This is a genomic window from Pseudomonas sp. UBA6699, from assembly GCF_002454615.1.
GTDB lineage: Bacteria > Pseudomonadota > Gammaproteobacteria > Pseudomonadales > Pseudomonadaceae > Aquipseudomonas > Aquipseudomonas juntendi.
Map to the genome: position 1 here is coordinate 26,000 of NZ_DKJF01000063.1, position 15,420 is coordinate 41,419.

Below are 15,420 nucleotides of genomic sequence, written 5' to 3' on the forward strand. Positions count from 1 at the left end.
GGCGTGCGGCTGGAGGGTGACCGATTTGCCGTATTGACCGGATTGGGTGTTACGGTCAAGATACGAGCGGTTTTACGTTCGCCGTAGGCTTGCAGCCGGGCGCAGGTACACCTCTAAAGACCAGGTGTGGAGCAGGGTTTTGCGGGCTTAGGCCGGTTTGTAGTGGAGTTTACACGCCACGACAGGAAATGACCCGTGAGTATTTGTCGCAATGGTCCGAACAAGACTGTTCGGTCACTGTGAAGATGCCGCTTCCCGGTACGTTTTTAGAGGTGCCCTTGTACCCACGCGCATCGCAGGGCTTTGCCCCAGGCGACTATCTATTCACCGGAGAGTAACGAGGAATCCATGAAGGTTCTTGTAGCTGTCAAACGAGTGGTCGACTACAACGTCAAGGTTCGCGTCAAAGCGGACAACTCCGGCGTCGACCTTGCTAACGTCAAGATGTCCATGAACCCCTTCTGCGAAATCGCCGTGGAAGAAGCCGTACGCCTGAAAGAGAAGGGCGTTGCCAGCGAGATCGTGGTCGTTTCGGTCGGCCCAACCACTGCCCAGGAACAACTGCGCACCGCCCTGGCCCTTGGCGCCGACCGCGCCATCCTGGTCGAAGCCGCCGATGAACTGAACTCCCTGGCCGTGGCCAAGGCGCTCAAGGCCGTTGTCGACAAGGAGCAGCCACAGCTGATCATCCTCGGCAAGCAAGCCATCGACAGCGACAACAACCAGACCGGCCAGATGCTGGCTGCGCTGACCGGCTACGCCCAGGGCACCTTCGCCTCAAAGGTGGAAGTGGCCGGCGACAAGCTGAATGTCACCCGTGAAATCGACGGTGGCCTGCAGACGGTTGCCCTGAACCTGCCTGCGATCGTCACCACCGACCTGCGCCTGAACGAGCCACGCTACGCGTCGCTGCCGAACATCATGAAGGCCAAGAAAAAGCCGCTGGAAACCCTTGCGCCAGACGCGCTGGGCGTTTCCCTCGCCTCCACCAACAAAACCGTGAAAGTTGAAGCCCCGGCTGCCCGCAGCGCGGGTATCAAGGTCAAGTCGGTGGCCGAACTTGTCGAGAAGCTGAAGAACGAAGCGAAGGTAATCTAAATGACTATCCTGGTTGTCGCTGAATACGAAAACGGTGCCGTAGCCCCGGCCACCCTGAACACCGTTGCCGCTGCCGCCAAGATCGGTGGCGATGTGCATGTGCTGGTCGCTGGCCAGAACATTGGCGGCGTTGCCGAATCCGCTGCCAAGATCGCTGGCGTGGCCAAGGTCCTGGTTGCCGATAACGCAGCTTATGCCCACGTGCTGCCTGAGAACGTGGCGCCGCTGATCGTCGAGCTGGCCAAGGGTTACAGCCACGTGCTGGCCCCGGCCACCACCAATGGCAAGAACGTCCTGCCGCGGGTTGCTGCGCTGCTGGACGTCGACCAGATCTCCGAGATCATCTCGGTCGAGTCCGCCGACACCTTCAAGCGCCCGATCTACGCCGGTAACGCCATTGCCACCGTGCAATCGAGCGCGGCCATCAAGGTGATCACCGTGCGTACCACCGGCTTTGACGCCGTGGCCGCCGAAGGCGGTTCGGCTGCCATCGAGGCGGTCGGTGCCGCGCACGATGCCGGTATCTCGGCGTTCGTTGGCGAAGAGTTGGCCAAGTCCGACCGCCCAGAGTTGACCGCCGCCAAAATCGTCGTTTCCGGCGGCCGTGGCATGGGTAACGGTGACAACTTCAGCCACCTGTACAGCCTGGCCGACAAGCTCGGTGCTGCCGTGGGTGCCTCGCGCGCCGCCGTCGACGCCGGCTTCGTGCCCAACGACATGCAGGTCGGCCAGACCGGCAAGATCGTCGCGCCGCAGCTGTACATCGCCGTGGGCATTTCCGGTGCGATCCAGCACCTGGCCGGCATGAAGGACTCCAAGGTGATCGTTGCGATCAACAAGGACGAAGAAGCGCCGATCTTCCAGGTGGCTGACTACGGGCTGGTCGCGGACCTGTTCGAAGCCGTGCCAGAGCTGGAAAAGCTGGTCTGATCCGCCTGCTTCACTTATAAAGAACCCGGCCCCGTTACAGGGGCCGGGTTTTTTTATGGCCGGTTACGGGCCAATCGCAATACAAGGAGTGAGCAATGGTGCTGCGTAAAGCAGGCAGGGTGCTGGCATGCATGGCGGTCTTGGTTGCGCCACCGGCCATGGCGGCAGGCAAGTGCGAACGCCTGGTAGCAACCGGCAGCCCTGATGCGCCGCCCTATTCGTGGCAGGACCCGAAAGACCCGCAGCACCTGATCGGTGCCAACGTCGACCTGCTGCGTCAGGTGGCTGGCGAGCTGGGGGTGAAGGTGGAGGTGCTCAGTTCCGGGCGTCGCGAACAGGCACTGCAAGAGGTTCGCAGCGGCCGTATGGACCTGCTGATCGACACGCCGATGCAGGTGGAGCAACTGACTGCGCTGGACTATATCCACCCCCCGTTGCAGCTGAACGAGTACCTGGTGTGGACGCGGCACGATGCGCAACTGACCATCGATGGCCCGGCCGACCTGGCCCGCTACCAGGGTAGTCTGTCCGAGCGTGCGCGCCTGACGCCGGCCTTTACTGCGTTCGCCAAGGCGCAACTGAAGCTGGTGCCTGCGCAGAACCTTACTCAAGCGTTCCAGAAACTGGTGCTCGGCCAAGTGGATTACGTGCTGGCCGGCCGTTATGCCGGTATGGCCATGGCCCAGAGCCTGGGCATGAGCAATGACCTGATTGCGCGGGGTTTGCCGGTCGACCGCCCAGGCTTGTACTTGGCGCTGTCGCACAATTCCGCGTGCAATGACAGTTGGTTGCGTGGGCAATTGGCGAAAAAACTGACAGAATTGCCGATCTCCGGTGCATCCGAAGCGGTACTGCAGCGTAATGTCGAGCGCTGGAAAGCGCAGTTGCAGGTGCCGGCGGACGCCCCCAAACACTAGGAAGATTGCGTGAGAACCCAACCACTGATCCTTGCCCTGGCCGTGCTTGGCCTGGCGGGCTGCGCCAATGACCCGGCCCCTAACGAGCAGATGCGTATTTCCGAACAGGCGCTGGAGCAGGCCAGGGCCGTCGGTGCAACCGACCAGGTCGAATCGCTGAAACTGGCCGAAGACAAGCTGGCGCGGGCCAGGACCAACATGCTGACCGAAGACTACCGCGATGCGCGCATGCGCGCCGAGCAGGCGGAACTGGACGCGCGTTTTGCCGAGGCCCAGGTGCTGAACCAGAAGAGTGAAGAGCAGTTGCAGTTGTTGCAGTCGCGGGTGCAGCGCCTGCGCAAGCAGCTGGAGGTGCAGCCATGAACCGTCACGCACCCTTCGCCGTACTGGCACTGCTGGCCCTGGCGGCAGGCCTGCAGGGTTGCGCCAGCCAGCGCAGCAGCGCGGCGCTTGAGCAAGCCAGCGCCGCCTTCCAGAAGGTCAAGGACGATTCCGACGTGTTGCGCAGCGCGCCGCGTGACGTGATTCGCGCAGGCGAGTCGCTGGCGCGCGCCGAGCGCTTGTCCAGCTACATCGGCACCGGCTCCGATGTGCGCCATTACGCTTACCTCAGCCAGCGTTACAGCGAGATTGCCGGTGAGCATGCCAAGCTGGCGCTGAACCAGGAGCGCCAGGCCAAGCTGGACCTGGAGCGCCAGCGTTTGCAGCTGGCTTTGCGCGAGGCCAAGCTGGCCAGCGTGCAGCAGCAAGGCAAATGGGTCGAGGCGCAAATTGCCGCGCTGGCCTCGGAGCAAGCCGACCGCGGCCTGGTAATGACCTTGGGTGACGTGCTGTTCGACACCGGCAGTGCCAACCTGAAAAACACCGCCAGCCGAACCGTGCTCAAGCTGGTGCAGTTCCTGCAGCTCAACCCACACCGGGTGGTCCGCATCGAGGGCTATACCGACAGCACGGGTACGCCTGAAGAAAACCTCAAGCTGTCGCACGACCGGGCTCAGTCCGTTGCCGACATGCTGGTGGACCTTGGTGTCGACGAAAAGCGCCTGCAGGTCGAAGGCTACGGCGACCAGTACCCGATCGAGGCCAATGCCTCGGAGCGGGGTAGGGCGCAGAACCGCCGGGTAGAGATTGTGTTTTCCGACGACAAGGGCAGGCTCGCGCCGGCGCGTTGAGCGTGAGTGTTCGGCTCGGTGCGGTCGGCGCCGGTCAGATCGCGCGCCGCCCGCGCGGCGCTGGATCTCACAGGCGCTGAAGATGCAGTGGCGGCCCCACCATCTGTCCCGGTACACTTCTTGACTGTTACGGTATCCTCTACTGTCAGTGAGTCGCACAAGAACAACGAGCCCGTCCGCGCGTCGAGATCCCGCCATGACCAACCTGCTGCTTTACCAGCGTATCGCCCAGCAACTGGCCGATGACATTCGTCGCGGCGTCTACCAGCCAGGCGAGCGGGTACCCTCCGTACGCAAGATGAGCGCGCAGCTCAACGTCAGCCATGCCACGGTGCTGCAGGCCTACGCCAACCTCGAAGACCAGGGCCTGATCCGGGCGCGGCCGCAGTCCGGCTACTATGTGCACCAGACCCCGGCCCTGACCGCCCCGACCCCGGATATCGCCAGGGTCGAGCGCCCAGGCCTGGTCACACGTGCCAGCATCATCCAGCAGGTATTGACCGAGGCCCGCCGCGACGGTGTGTTCCCGTTCGGTGCTGCCGTGCCGCATGTGGATTATCTGCCCGTGCGCGCGCTGCACCAGCAAATCGCCAAGGTGACACGCTTCCACAGCCCGCGCGCCTTCAGCTACATGTTCAGCCCAGGGTTCGAGCCGCTGCGCCGGCAAATTGCCATTCGCATGCGCGATGCCGGTGTGATCGTCGACCCGCGTGAGGTGATCGTGACCCACGGCTGTGTCGATGCCCTGCAGATGTCGTTACGGGTGCTGACCCGCCCCGGGGACCTGATCGCCGCCGAGTCGCCGACCTATTATGGTTTGCTGCAACTGGCGGACCTGCTGGGTTTGAAAGTGATCGAGATCCCCAGCGACCCGTCCACGGGGATCAGCCTCGAAGCCTTGCAACTGGCGGCAAACCAGTGGTCGATCAAGGCCTTGGTGTTGACTGCGCGGCTGAGCAATCCGCTGGGCGGTACGGTGCCGGAAGAGCGGCAAAAGCAGCTGCTGCGCCTGGCGTCGGACTTCGATATCCAGATCATCGAGGACGACATCTATGGCGAATTGATGTTCGAGCAGGGCAAGAGCAAGGCACTGAAAGCCTTCGATCGGCTGGACCGGGTGATCTACTGTTCGAGCTTCTCCAAAACCTTGTCTCCCGGGGTGAGGGTTGGCTGGATGATCGCCGGGCGTTACCAGGACGAGATACAGCGCCTGCAAACTTTCACCACCCATTCAGCCTGCAGCGTGACCCAGATGGGCGTGGCAGCGTACCTGGAAAATGGCGGCTACGACCGGCAGCTGCGCTATATCCGCCAGGAGTACCGCAAGAACCTCAGTGCCTACCAGCTGGCGGTGCAGCAGCACTTCCCCGAAGGTACCCAGATGACCCGGCCTACCGGGGGGTTCATCCTCTGGGTAAGCCTGCCTGGGCGGGTGAACACGCAAGAGCTGCATGTACGTGCGTTGGAGCAGGGCATCAGTATTGCCCCGGGGTTGATATTCAGTAACACGGAACAGTTCAACCACTGCATCCGCCTCAACTGCGGTATTCCGTGGAACAAGGAGGCAGAGCGGGCGGTCATGACCTTGGGCTTGCTGGCACAGCAGCTGTGCCGCGAGCCTGCGCTCACACTTTTGTGAGGGTTGCCAGCAGCCCGCGGAACAGGGAGCATACGAGCCTTTACAGCGGGTCTGTCCATTTGCCATGAATGCATTACGTCGTTTTGTTCTGATTCTGTGCCTTGCGGCCCCGTGCTGCACCGCCGCGGGCCTGGCTTTCGCTGCGCAGCCGGCGCAGGCCCAGCAGGCACAGACAAAAAACGCCGCCAAGCCTGCACAGAAGCCCGTAGTCCGCAAAGCCCCTGCCAAGAAAGCAAAACCGCGGAGCAAGGCAGTTGCCAAGCCTTTGCCCAAAGCAAAGTTGGACTTGAGCCTGCCCACCGACCTGGTCGACAACCTTGAGCCAGACGTAGGGACACCTTCGCCGATCCAGCGCCGCAAACCGCTGCTGCCCCCTATGTTCCGGGACAAGCCGGAAGCCGACGACAGCCCGTTCCAGCTCAATGGCCGCTTGATCAACAATGAAATGCAGCTGCAACTGCGCAATGACAGCCGCCGTGAAGTGGAAGGTGCGGCCATCGATTTCGAGTTCCGGCAGTAAGGGGCAAACTGACTGCCGGGTCATGTCATTTTTCATCGTGCCAGCAATTTCAAACACCTGTTTGGGCGGGTACTATCCAGGGGCGTTCGTCCCGTTACTTGTTTCAGGGAGTCCTGAGTTTGGTGAATCGCCATGAACTGCCGTGAGGGCTGCGGTGCCTGCTGCATTGCCCCGTCCATCACCTCTGCCATGCCGCGCATGCCCAATGGCAAGCCAGCTGGCGAGCGCTGCCTGCACCTGACGGCGGCCAACCTCTGCGACCTGTTCGGCAAGCCTGAGCGGCCAGCAGTGTGTGGCGGGTTCAAGGCAGATGTCGAGGTGTGTGGCAGTGACCGTGACGAAGCGATCAGGATTCTTGGCTGGTGGGAGCAGATGACGGCGGCGTGAAAGGCTGGATCTTCGACAACAAGGATAAACATGATGAGATCGTTCAAGCGTATTGCACTGCTGTGTGGCGTGGGTGTTCTGCTTTCGCCGGCGGCCTGGGCCGAAAACTGGCAAGTGGCCAAGGACGAGGAGGGCATCAAGGTGTCCCTCAGCGAAGTCCCTGGTTCCAAGTACAAGGCCTATCGCGGGGTGACCGTGATCAAGGCGCCGCTGGCCAAGGTCGAGGCGCTGCAGGAAGACGCGGCCGGGGCATGTGCATGGATCCACGAATGCAAATCGCAGAAGCTGCTCAAGCATGAAGGTAACCAGAGCTGGACCTACACCCAGTTCAATACGCCATGGCCGGTGACGCCGCGCGATTCGGTGCTGCATATCACCACTGTCAAGGAGGCTGATGGCAGCGTCACCCGCAACCTGAAAGAAGAGCCGACCTACCTGCCGGAAGAGAAGGGCTTCGTGCGGGTGGCTAAAGTCGAAGGGTTCTGGAAGCTGGTGCCCAAGGGCGACACCACCGAAGTGACCTACCAGGTGCATACCGAGCCGGGTGGCAGCGTGCCGGCGATGGTCGCCAACAAGTTCGTGGTGGATTCGCCGTTCAATACCCTCAAACAGCTGCGTGAGCGGGCTGAGAAAAACTGAGGCTCGCACTGCCTGTAGCGCCTTCAGGTGATGGCGCTACAGGTGGCACCGGCGTCAATAAAAGAACGCCATTATTTGAGCGTTGCTGGAAGTTTGACAGCATAAATTTTTGGGCTTAGATTCAAACTCAGTGAGCCATTTCCTGCCCCCTCTCGTGCTCACGCCAACTATAAAAAACGTGCTGCGTTTTTCTTCTGCTTTATAACTTCAAGACCTACGCCTTACCCACTTGTACCTCTGCGCTTGCGGGCCGTTTTGTCCTCGGTCTGTGCAAGGGCGAGCACTTGCCTATTGATTTTCATCCGCCGCGTGTGTGGGAGATATCATCGTGCATGCTAGTCGACTTTCGTTATTGCCCCGGATCGCCGGGTACGGTGTATTGGCTTTCATGGGCTGGTTGCTGTTTTCGACATTGTTCATGCCGTTATTGTCGTCATCGGCAACCCGGGCCATTCTCAATGCACCGGTCATTCTGCTGACCACGCCCATCGATGGCGTGGTGCGGACCTTGAATATTCAGCCAGGCACCACGTTCACCACGGGCCAGGATATCGCAACCATCGAGAACCCCCGGGCGGAACAGGAAACGCTGCTGGGCTTGCAGACACGCCGGCTCACCTTGCAGCAGCAATTGGCGGCCATGGCCAGCCAGGCCGAACACGACCGCAAGTACTACAACGCACTGGAGATCACCAGCCAGCAGTACCAGGATGCCTATGAGGTGCGCAAGCGCTACGCGCAGAAGGCCCTGAAGGCTGAGAGCGGGGCGGCTGGCGCACGCCTGGCCGATGCCCGGGAAACACTGGCACGTAACCTTGAGCTGTTTCGCCAGGGCGCGGTGAGCGAGGCCGTCGTGGCCAGTTCCCGGGCGCAACTGGCCTCATTGCAGGCCGATGCCGAGACCATTCGCTCGCGGGTACACATCAACGATGGTGATCTTAATGCGGCCAAGGACCAGGTGTACCTGGACCCCGAGCAATTGCGCATGTTCGACCTCAAGTCGCAGATGACCACGCTGAAACTTAGCCTGGATAATCTGGAACGCAACCGGGTAACCCTCGAAGAAGAACTTTCCCACCTCGACCAGTTGATAGAAAGTGAGCAAAACCGGGTGCAGATGATGGCGGCTTATAATGTGGTGGCGTATGCATCCGGCACCGTGCAGGAGTTGATCGCCCCGCAAGGCACGCAAGTACGGGCGGGCGCAACGCTATTGCGCGCTACCAATTGCAGTCAAAGTTATGTTATTGCGGTATTCCCGGAGCGAATGGCCAGCCGGATCGACCGGGATAGCGAACTGCAAGTATCGATCCGCGGTGTCGCGCAACCGCTGAAAGCCAAAGTCGTGCAGTTGCTGTCCAGCCCGACCGATGTACAAAGCAGCAATTACAGTGTGCCGTTTCCTTATGCCGAGCAGAACTCGGTCTATGTGGTCGGTACGTTCGACAACAACTTGCCGGCCGATGAGCGCCTGTTGACCTGCAACCCTGGCAACTGGGTGACCGCGACGGTATCGCGATGAACGGCTGGGTGCTTTTTGCGGGGGTGCTCGGGTTGGTGCTGGGCAACCAGGCCATGGCCCTGGAGCCTCGGGCCCGCCTGCAGCACATGACCTGCGCAGGCATCGGGCAGGCGGTGGCGGCTCAAGGCCAAGGGCCGTTGCTGCTGGCCAGCTATCCGCAGCAACCGGGTCAGCCTGCCGTGCCTGGCGTGCTGCAAGGCGTGGCATTCACCTACGACAACGCGTTGGCCAGCATCGCCTTGTTTGCCTGCGGCAATGCGCCAGCTGCCCGACAAATTGCCGACGCTTTGGCCTATGCCATCGATCACGACCCTGAGTACCGCGATGGCCGGGTGCGCAATGCCTACGCCGCTGGCCCGCTGCAGGCCGCACCTGTGCGGCTGCCGGGCTACTGGAGCGATGAGCGTGCTGCATGGAGCCAGGATGCGTACCAGGTGGGCAGTGCGACCGGTAATCAGGCGTGGGCAGCGCTGGCGTTGCTGGAGGCTTATCGGCACAGCGGTGAAGCGCGTTATTTGCAGGCGAGCAGAAAGGTGCTCGACTGGGCCCGGCGCACCACCTTCGACAAGGGGCCACCGGCAGGCTTCAATGGGGGCATTTACGGGTTCGCCGCTGCCCCGCAGGTGCAAACCTGGAAGTCCACTGAGCATAACGTCGATCTGGCGGCAGCCTGGGCCTCGTTGGCCCGGCTGGGCAACGATAGCGAAGCTGGCCGGCAGGCGCGTATCGCCCGCGGCTTCGTCGAGGCCCACTGGGATGCCGGCCAAGGCCGGTTCCTGATCGGTACCTTGCCCGATGGCCGAACACCGCAGACGCAGCAGTCGGGCCTGGATGCGCAGATCTGGCCGCTGATTGCCATTGCCGACGCACCGCAGCAGTGGCTGCAGGCACTGACGTTCGTGGAGCGGGCCCATGGTTTCGCTCAGGGCTATGGCTTCAAGCAGGACCCTGACGGTATCTGGACCGAAGGCACGGCGCAGGTGGCGGCCGTTGCCAGCCTTCGCGGCCTGGGGCCCCTGGCGCAGCCATTGTGGCCGTTGTTGCTGGCGCAACAGGCTGGCGATGGCTGGCTGTACGCCACCCCGCAGGCACAGGTCAGCACGGGGCTGAGCGTGGGGCCGGACTCGACCCATGACGATTTCCTGTACTTCCACCTGCCCCATTTGGGCGCCACGGCATGGGCGGCGATCGCTGCCACCGGCGTCAACCCTTTCACTGGCGATTACAAGGCCCACTGACATGCAAGCACTGGACTCGACACAACTGCTGCAAATCAACCTGTGGACGCTGGCCATCGTGGTTCTGCTGAGTTGCATGGCCCACCGCGAGCAATGGCTGGCGCGCCTGCTGTTCGGCGCGCTGACCGCGGCACTGCTGGTCAGGTACGTGGCCTGGCGCTTCGCCGACACCTTGCCTGACAGCCGCGCGGGGTTCGCCACGGTATGGACTTATGGCTTCCTGTTCTTCGAGTTGTTGGGCATTGCCTACACCTTGTTTTCGATCGTGGTGATGTGCCGGCGCAGCGATCACCGCCACGCCGCGGACGCTGGCGAGCAGCGCTTGCGCGCGATGGGGGCCGAGGCGCCGGCGGTCGATGTGTTCATCTGCACCTACAACGAAGGGCTCGAGGTTCTGGAGAAGACCATCATTGCCGCGCAGGCCATGGACTACCCCAACTTCACCCTCTGGGTGCTGGATGACACGCGGCGGGACTGGCTGCGCGACTACTGCGCGAGCATGGGGGTGCGTTACACGCGGCGCGATGACAACCTGCACGCCAAGGCGGGCAACCTGAACAACGGCCTGCGCCAGTCGGCAGCCAGTACCAACGCGCCGTACATACTGGTGCTGGATGCAGACTTCGCCCCGCAGCGGCCGATTCTGCTGCGGACCTTGGGGCTGTTCCAGGACCCTGAGGTCGGATTGGTGCAGACCCCGCAGTTCTACTACAACCCGGACCCTATCCAGCATAACCTGGGGTCGGCAAACAGCTGGGTGGATGAGCAACGGGTATTTTTCGATGTGTTCCAGCCTGCCAAGGATGCCTGGAATGCAGCGTTCTGCGTGGGCACGTCGTTCGTGGTGCGGCGTGATCTGGTCGAGCGCATGGGTGGTTTTCCCACGGGGTCGGTCTGTGAGGACATCTACACGTCCTACCGCCTGATGCAGATGGGCTACATCACCCGCTGGCTGAACGAGCGTTTGTCCATCGGGCTGTCTGCCGAGGGCCTGACCGAGTACATCAACCAGCGCGGCCGCTGGTGCCTGGGGACGATCCAGGTGGCCTTGCTGCGCCAGGGGCCGCTGTTCGGTCGCGGCTATGGCCTGAACGATCGCCTGCATTACCTGCACGGCCTGCTGCATTGGTGCTCCAAGCCTTTCATCCTGATGATGCTGGTGTCGCCGGTGCTGTATTGGTATTTCGGCATTGCCGGTTTCTATGCAACGCCGGCAGCGTTTCTGGCCTTCGGCATGCCGGCGCTGATCGCCTATTGGGGTTACAGCACCTGGGTGACCGGGCGGCGCTCACTGCCGATCTTCACCGAGGTGACGCAGATCGTTTGCGCATTGGCGGTGACCGCGACCCTGATCAGTGCTGCGATTCGCCCGTTCGGGCGGCCTTTCAAGGTGACGGCCAAAGGCCTGGACCGCTCCCAGACCCAGGTGCACTGGAAGCTGTTCGGGTTTTTCCTGGCCTTGAGTGCGTTGGCGCAGGTCGGCGCAATCACGGCGATCAGCACTGCCAGCCGACTGGACGGCAATATGGTGTTCAACCTGAGCTGGACGGTGCTGGTGCTGCTGTACAACCTGGCGACACTGGTGGCCTGCGTTGATCGGCCGCGGCTACACGGCGAGGAGCGCTTTCCGTTTGCTCGGCCCACCCAGCTGCGCCTGGGCACCGGTACGCTGGGTGGGCAACTGGTCGATATCTCGATCAGCGGGGCGGCTTTCGAGGGCGCCATGGCCGGCGAGGTGCCGTGCGGCAGGCGTGGCCAGGTATGGGTGGACAAGGTCGGCTGGCTGGGGGCAGAGGTGGTACGCCGGGATGGCAGCCAACGGCTGGGGCTGCGCTTCGTGGCGGTGCATGAGGCGCAGCGGCGCGCGCTGATCACCAGGCTGTTCAGCCAGGCCAATCCCAATGTGGCCAGCACGGCGCAACCCGCCACTGCGTTCTTCACCCTGCTGCGCCGGGCGCTGCTGGGCGAAGGCGACTGGCGCCTGCGGCTGGTGCGCCAGCCGCGGCAGGCGCCCATCGCCGGCGCGCGGGTGGCTGTGAAGCGCCGCAGCGCCCAGCCGGCCGCCCTGCAGGCTTCCAGCGGCCCTCTCGGCGTGCTGACTCAACTGCGTGCCTTGATGAACAGCGTTTGGTGAGGGAAGGGCCCATGACTAGACCCCTGCACTGTGTGATGTTGGCCGCTCAACTGTCTTTGGCCGGCTGTTCGCTCGAGCCTGTCTACGAGACACCGGCGTCCCCCATGGACACCGGCTGGCCGGATAGCGTCGAGGCGGGCTGCTGTGATCCGCGAAACGCTTTCGACCCGGATTGGCGAGCGTTCGTCAGTGACAGCCGCTTGCGCCGGTTGATCGAGTTGGCCCTGGTCGACAACCGTGACTTGCAGCAAGCTGCAGCCAGCGTGGCGCAGGCCAGGGCAGGCTATCAGGGCGCCGCGGCAGCGCTGTACCCCAGCCTGGGCGTCGACACCTATGCCGGGCGCGCAAAGTTGCCGGCGCTGGAGCAAACCCCTGGGGGCGGCTCCAGCGCCGGCAGTGTGGCCAACACCTTCCAGGCCACCGTGGGGTTTACGGCCTATGAGCTGGACTTCTTCGGCCGGGCGCGAAGCCAGGCCCATGCGGCCGAGGCGCGCTTTCATGCCACGCTGGCCGACTACCAGGCTGCACGCATGGCCTTGATCGGCGAAGTGGCTGGGACCTGGCTGACGCTCAAGGCCAATCAGAGCTTGCTTGGGCTGGCAGAGCGCACATTCGAATCCCAGCAGCATTACGGGCAATTGCTGCGTTCCAGTTTCAACCTGGGTTCGACCGCACGCATCGATGTCCATCAAGCCGATGCCATCACCAACACTGCTGCCGTGCAAGTCAGTACCTACCGGATGCAAGTGGCGCAGAACCTCAATGCGTTGCGGGTTCTGGTAGGGCAAACGGTACCGGCCGGGCTGTTGCCGGAGGGCCAGCTTGGGGCGCAGATGGCGACAGTCGATGTACCCGCCGGGGTGCCTTCAAGCCTGCTTGAGCGGCGACCCGACATTCGGGCGGCGCAGGCTCAGCTGCGCGCTGCCAATGCAGAAATCGGCAGTGCGCGGGCCGCCTATTTCCCCAGCTTTTCGTTGACAGGCGCGCTGGGTAGCCTGAGTGGGGACTTTTCGCGGCTGCTGACAAGCCCGGCACAGTTCTGGAACCTGGCGGCGCTCGGTTCGCTGACATTGCTCGATGCCGGCCAGCGCAGGGCAGGGGTGGATGCCACTTGGGCCCAATACGACCAGCGTGTGGCTGCTTACGAGCAGACCGTGCTCAACGCCTTCCGTGAAGCGGCCAATGCGTTGAATGCGCGGCAGGAGATGCTGCCGCAGGTCGCGGCCCAGCGGCAGCTGGTCGAGGACTATGAACAAGCCTACCGGCAGTCGCGGCTTCGTTTCGAGGCGGGTCTGGACAGCTACTTCTCGACCATGGACGCCCAGCGCTCGCTGTTCGGTGCGCAGCAGCGTTGGCTGGAGCTGGAGCTGGCGCGCGAGATCAACCAGGTGAACCTGTTCAAGGCGCTCGGGGGTGGCTGGTCACCGGGGCCGACGGCAATCGTGGGCAGTGCTGCGCAAGTCGCACGGTAGTTGGCCAGGGTGGCTGATGCGGGTCGCCGGGGGAGGGGATGAGTCATGCCTCTGGGCCGCGCGGCACCAGGCGTGCGCGCGGCCCAGGGGGCTGGTCGGGGGCTGGAGCGTTACCCGATCAAGTCTTACTTGCGGTCGCCGAGGGCAACGATGTCGCGCTTCTGCTCGCCGGTGTACAGCTGGCGCGGACGGCCGATCTTGTACGGGCTGGAGAGCATTTCCTTCCAGTGCGAAATCCAGCCCACGGTACGTGCCAGGGCGAAGATCACGGTGAACATGCTGGTTGGAATGCCGATCGCCTTGAGGATGATCCCCGAGTAGAAGTCGACGTTCGGGTACAGCGAGCGCTCGATGAAGTACGGATCGGTCAGTGCGATCTCTTCCAGGCGCATGGCCAGTTCCAGCTGCGGGTCGTTCTTGATGCCCAGCTCGCGCAGTACTTCATCGCAGGTCTGTTTCATCACGGTGGCGCGCGGGTCACGGTTCTTGTAGACGCGGTGACCGAAGCCCATCAGCTTGAACGGGTCGTTCTTGTCCTTGGCCTTGGCGATGAAGGTGTCGATGTTCGAGACATCGCCGATTTCATCGAGCATAGTCAGTACGGCTTCGTTCGCACCGCCGTGCGCCGGACCCCACAGGGCAGCGATGCCCGCGGCGATACAGGCGAACGGGTTGGCACCCGACGAGCCGGCCAAGCGCACGGTGGAGGTGGAGGCGTTCTGCTCATGGTCGGCATGGAGGATGAAGATCCGGTCCATTGCCTTGGCCAGTACCGGGCTGATCGGTTTGATCTCGCACGGGGTGTTGAACATCATGTGCAGGAAGTTTTCCGCGTACGACAGGTCGTTGCGCGGGTACATCATCGGCTGGCCCATGGAGTACTTGTAAACCATCGCCGCCAGGGTCGGCATCTTGGCGACCAGGCGCACCGCGGAGATTTCGCGGTGTTGCGGGTTATTGATGTCCAGGGAGTCGTGGTAGAACGCCGACAGGGCGCCGACCACACCGCACATGACCGCCATCGGGTGGGCGTCGCGGCGGAAACCGTTGAAGAACGACTTCAGCTGCTCGTGAACCATGGTGTGGTTTTTCACGGTGCTGACGAACTGCGCCTTCTGCTCGGCATTCGGCAGTTCGCCGTTGAGCAGCAGGTAGCAGGTTTCGAGGTAGTCGGATTGCTCGGCGAGCTGTTCGATCGGGTAGCCGCGGTGCAGCAGGATCCCTTTGTCGCCGTCAATGTAGGTGATCTTCGACTCGCACGAGGCGGTCGCCATGAAACCAGGGTCGAAGGTGAAGTGACCAGTGGCCCCTAACCCGCGGACGTCGATTACATCAGGACCAACGGTGCCGGTTAAAATGGGCAGCTCGACGGGGGCAGCGCCCTCGATGACCAACTGCGCTTTTTTGTCAGCCATGTGGCCTCCTATTAATGCTTGAAATCATCAGACAGACCCCCCACGCAGGGCCCGCACCACTATAGAGGGATAAATTCAGATGTCAATTTGCCTAAAGGCTTGTTGAATCAGGCATTCAAGCCTGATTTTTCCCGAAATTCTCGCCCATTTACGCCTTTTGTTCATTAAAGGCAATGCGCTATTTGGGCTACCCCGTCACGTTGTCATAAGCAGCCTAACTGTCTATACTCGGCACCCGACCGCCAGGGGCTTGCAAGCCCGAACTGCTGGGGGTCGCCGTTCCCTGGGTGGTGGGTACCTGACCAGTACACTTACCAACAACTTTGCCCTGATTCGC

Annotated in this window: 14 protein-coding genes; 13 read left to right on the top strand and 1 reads right to left on the bottom strand. The window is 62.5% G+C overall.

The window, feature by feature from the left end:
• The first annotated feature begins 348 nt into the window (after positions 1 to 348).
• The 13 genes from B3361_RS12760 (at position 349) to B3361_RS12820 (ending at position 13,668) form a co-directional block, all read left to right on the top strand.
• Positions 349 to 1,098: an electron transfer flavoprotein subunit beta/FixA family protein gene (locus B3361_RS12760; protein ID WP_029886526.1), complete on the top strand. Its 750-nt coding sequence runs from the start codon at positions 349 to 351 to the stop codon at positions 1,096 to 1,098.
• On the top strand, positions 1,099 to 2,028 hold the full coding sequence (locus B3361_RS12765; RefSeq protein WP_054904872.1) for an electron transfer flavoprotein subunit alpha/FixB family protein: 930 nt from the start codon (positions 1,099 to 1,101) through the stop codon (positions 2,026 to 2,028). It begins immediately after the preceding gene.
• A gap of 95 nt (positions 2,029 to 2,123) precedes the next feature.
• A complete protein-coding gene (locus B3361_RS12770) occupies positions 2,124 to 2,945 on the top strand; it encodes a substrate-binding periplasmic protein (protein WP_154211387.1) in 822 nt (273 codons plus the stop codon).
• 9 nt (positions 2,946 to 2,954) lie between these two features.
• Positions 2,955 to 3,308, top strand: a complete 354-nt coding sequence (locus B3361_RS12775) for a DUF4398 domain-containing protein (RefSeq protein ID WP_029886528.1) — start codon at positions 2,955 to 2,957, stop codon at positions 3,306 to 3,308.
• Positions 3,305 to 4,117, top strand: coding sequence for an OmpA family protein (locus B3361_RS12780; protein ID WP_054904874.1), 813 nt, complete (start codon positions 3,305 to 3,307; stop codon positions 4,115 to 4,117). The genes B3361_RS12775 and B3361_RS12780 overlap by 4 nt, the downstream gene beginning before the upstream one ends.
• Positions 4,118 to 4,313: 196 nt before the next feature.
• Positions 4,314 to 5,756 (top strand): PLP-dependent aminotransferase family protein, encoded by a 1,443-nt coding sequence (locus tag B3361_RS12785; RefSeq protein WP_009684720.1) that lies wholly within the window; start codon positions 4,314 to 4,316, stop codon positions 5,754 to 5,756.
• Positions 5,757 to 5,820: 64 nt separating this feature from the next.
• On the top strand, positions 5,821 to 6,276 hold the full coding sequence (locus B3361_RS12790; protein ID WP_054904875.1) for a hypothetical protein: 456 nt from the start codon (positions 5,821 to 5,823) through the stop codon (positions 6,274 to 6,276).
• Between the two features lie 132 nt (positions 6,277 to 6,408).
• The gene (locus B3361_RS12795) at positions 6,409 to 6,663 is read left to right on the top strand and encodes a YkgJ family cysteine cluster protein (protein WP_009684718.1); all 255 of its coding nucleotides are present in this window, start codon (positions 6,409 to 6,411) and stop codon (positions 6,661 to 6,663) included.
• Between the two features lie 33 nt (positions 6,664 to 6,696).
• The gene (locus tag B3361_RS12800) at positions 6,697 to 7,302 is read left to right on the top strand and encodes an START domain-containing protein (RefSeq protein WP_054904876.1); all 606 of its coding nucleotides are present in this window, start codon (positions 6,697 to 6,699) and stop codon (positions 7,300 to 7,302) included.
• Between the two features lie 418 nt (positions 7,303 to 7,720).
• Positions 7,721 to 8,824: an HlyD family efflux transporter periplasmic adaptor subunit gene (locus B3361_RS12805; protein ID WP_232892689.1), complete on the top strand. Its 1,104-nt coding sequence runs from the start codon at positions 7,721 to 7,723 to the stop codon at positions 8,822 to 8,824.
• On the top strand, positions 8,821 to 10,062 hold the full coding sequence (locus B3361_RS12810) for a hypothetical protein (protein WP_054904877.1): 1,242 nt from the start codon (positions 8,821 to 8,823) through the stop codon (positions 10,060 to 10,062). Before B3361_RS12805 ends, B3361_RS12810 begins: the two co-directional genes overlap by 4 nt.
• Position 10,063: 1 nt before the next feature.
• The gene (locus B3361_RS12815; protein WP_054904878.1) at positions 10,064 to 12,196 is read left to right on the top strand and encodes a glycosyltransferase family 2 protein; all 2,133 of its coding nucleotides are present in this window, start codon (positions 10,064 to 10,066) and stop codon (positions 12,194 to 12,196) included.
• Positions 12,197 to 12,207: 11 nt separating this feature from the next.
• Positions 12,208 to 13,668 carry an efflux transporter outer membrane subunit gene (locus tag B3361_RS12820; RefSeq protein ID WP_154211388.1) on the top strand — a complete coding sequence of 487 codons (1,461 nt, stop codon included), beginning with the start codon at positions 12,208 to 12,210 and terminating at the stop codon, positions 13,666 to 13,668.
• Positions 13,669 to 13,793: 125 nt separating this feature from the next.
• Here the strand turns inward: B3361_RS12820 and gltA are convergent, their stop codons facing one another.
• Positions 13,794 to 15,083, bottom strand: a complete 1,290-nt coding sequence (gene gltA / locus B3361_RS12825; protein ID WP_029886714.1) for a citrate synthase — start codon at positions 15,081 to 15,083, stop codon at positions 13,794 to 13,796.
• Positions 15,084 to 15,420 lie beyond the last annotated feature (337 nt).

Coding starts and splice junctions, on each gene's coding strand:
- B3361_RS12760 (WP_029886526.1), top strand. CDS start 349: ATGAAGGTTCTTGTAGCTGTCAAACGAGTGGTCGACTACAACGTCAAG.
- B3361_RS12765 (WP_054904872.1), top strand. CDS start 1,099: ATGACTATCCTGGTTGTCGCTGAATACGAAAACGGTGCCGTAGCCCCG.
- B3361_RS12770 (WP_154211387.1), top strand. CDS start 2,124: ATGGTGCTGCGTAAAGCAGGCAGGGTGCTGGCATGCATGGCGGTCTTG.
- B3361_RS12780 (WP_054904874.1), top strand. CDS start 3,305: ATGAACCGTCACGCACCCTTCGCCGTACTGGCACTGCTGGCCCTGGCG.
- B3361_RS12785 (WP_009684720.1), top strand. CDS start 4,314: ATGACCAACCTGCTGCTTTACCAGCGTATCGCCCAGCAACTGGCCGAT.
- B3361_RS12790 (WP_054904875.1), top strand. CDS start 5,821: ATGAATGCATTACGTCGTTTTGTTCTGATTCTGTGCCTTGCGGCCCCG.
- B3361_RS12795 (WP_009684718.1), top strand. CDS start 6,409: ATGAACTGCCGTGAGGGCTGCGGTGCCTGCTGCATTGCCCCGTCCATC.
- B3361_RS12800 (WP_054904876.1), top strand. CDS start 6,697: ATGAGATCGTTCAAGCGTATTGCACTGCTGTGTGGCGTGGGTGTTCTG.
- B3361_RS12805 (WP_232892689.1), top strand. CDS start 7,721: ATGCCGTTATTGTCGTCATCGGCAACCCGGGCCATTCTCAATGCACCG.
- B3361_RS12810 (WP_054904877.1), top strand. CDS start 8,821: ATGAACGGCTGGGTGCTTTTTGCGGGGGTGCTCGGGTTGGTGCTGGGC.
- B3361_RS12815 (WP_054904878.1), top strand. CDS start 10,064: ATGCAAGCACTGGACTCGACACAACTGCTGCAAATCAACCTGTGGACG.
- B3361_RS12820 (WP_154211388.1), top strand. CDS start 12,208: ATGACTAGACCCCTGCACTGTGTGATGTTGGCCGCTCAACTGTCTTTG.
- gltA (WP_029886714.1), bottom strand. CDS start 15,083: ATGGCTGACAAAAAAGCGCAGTTGGTCATCGAGGGCGCTGCCCCCGTC.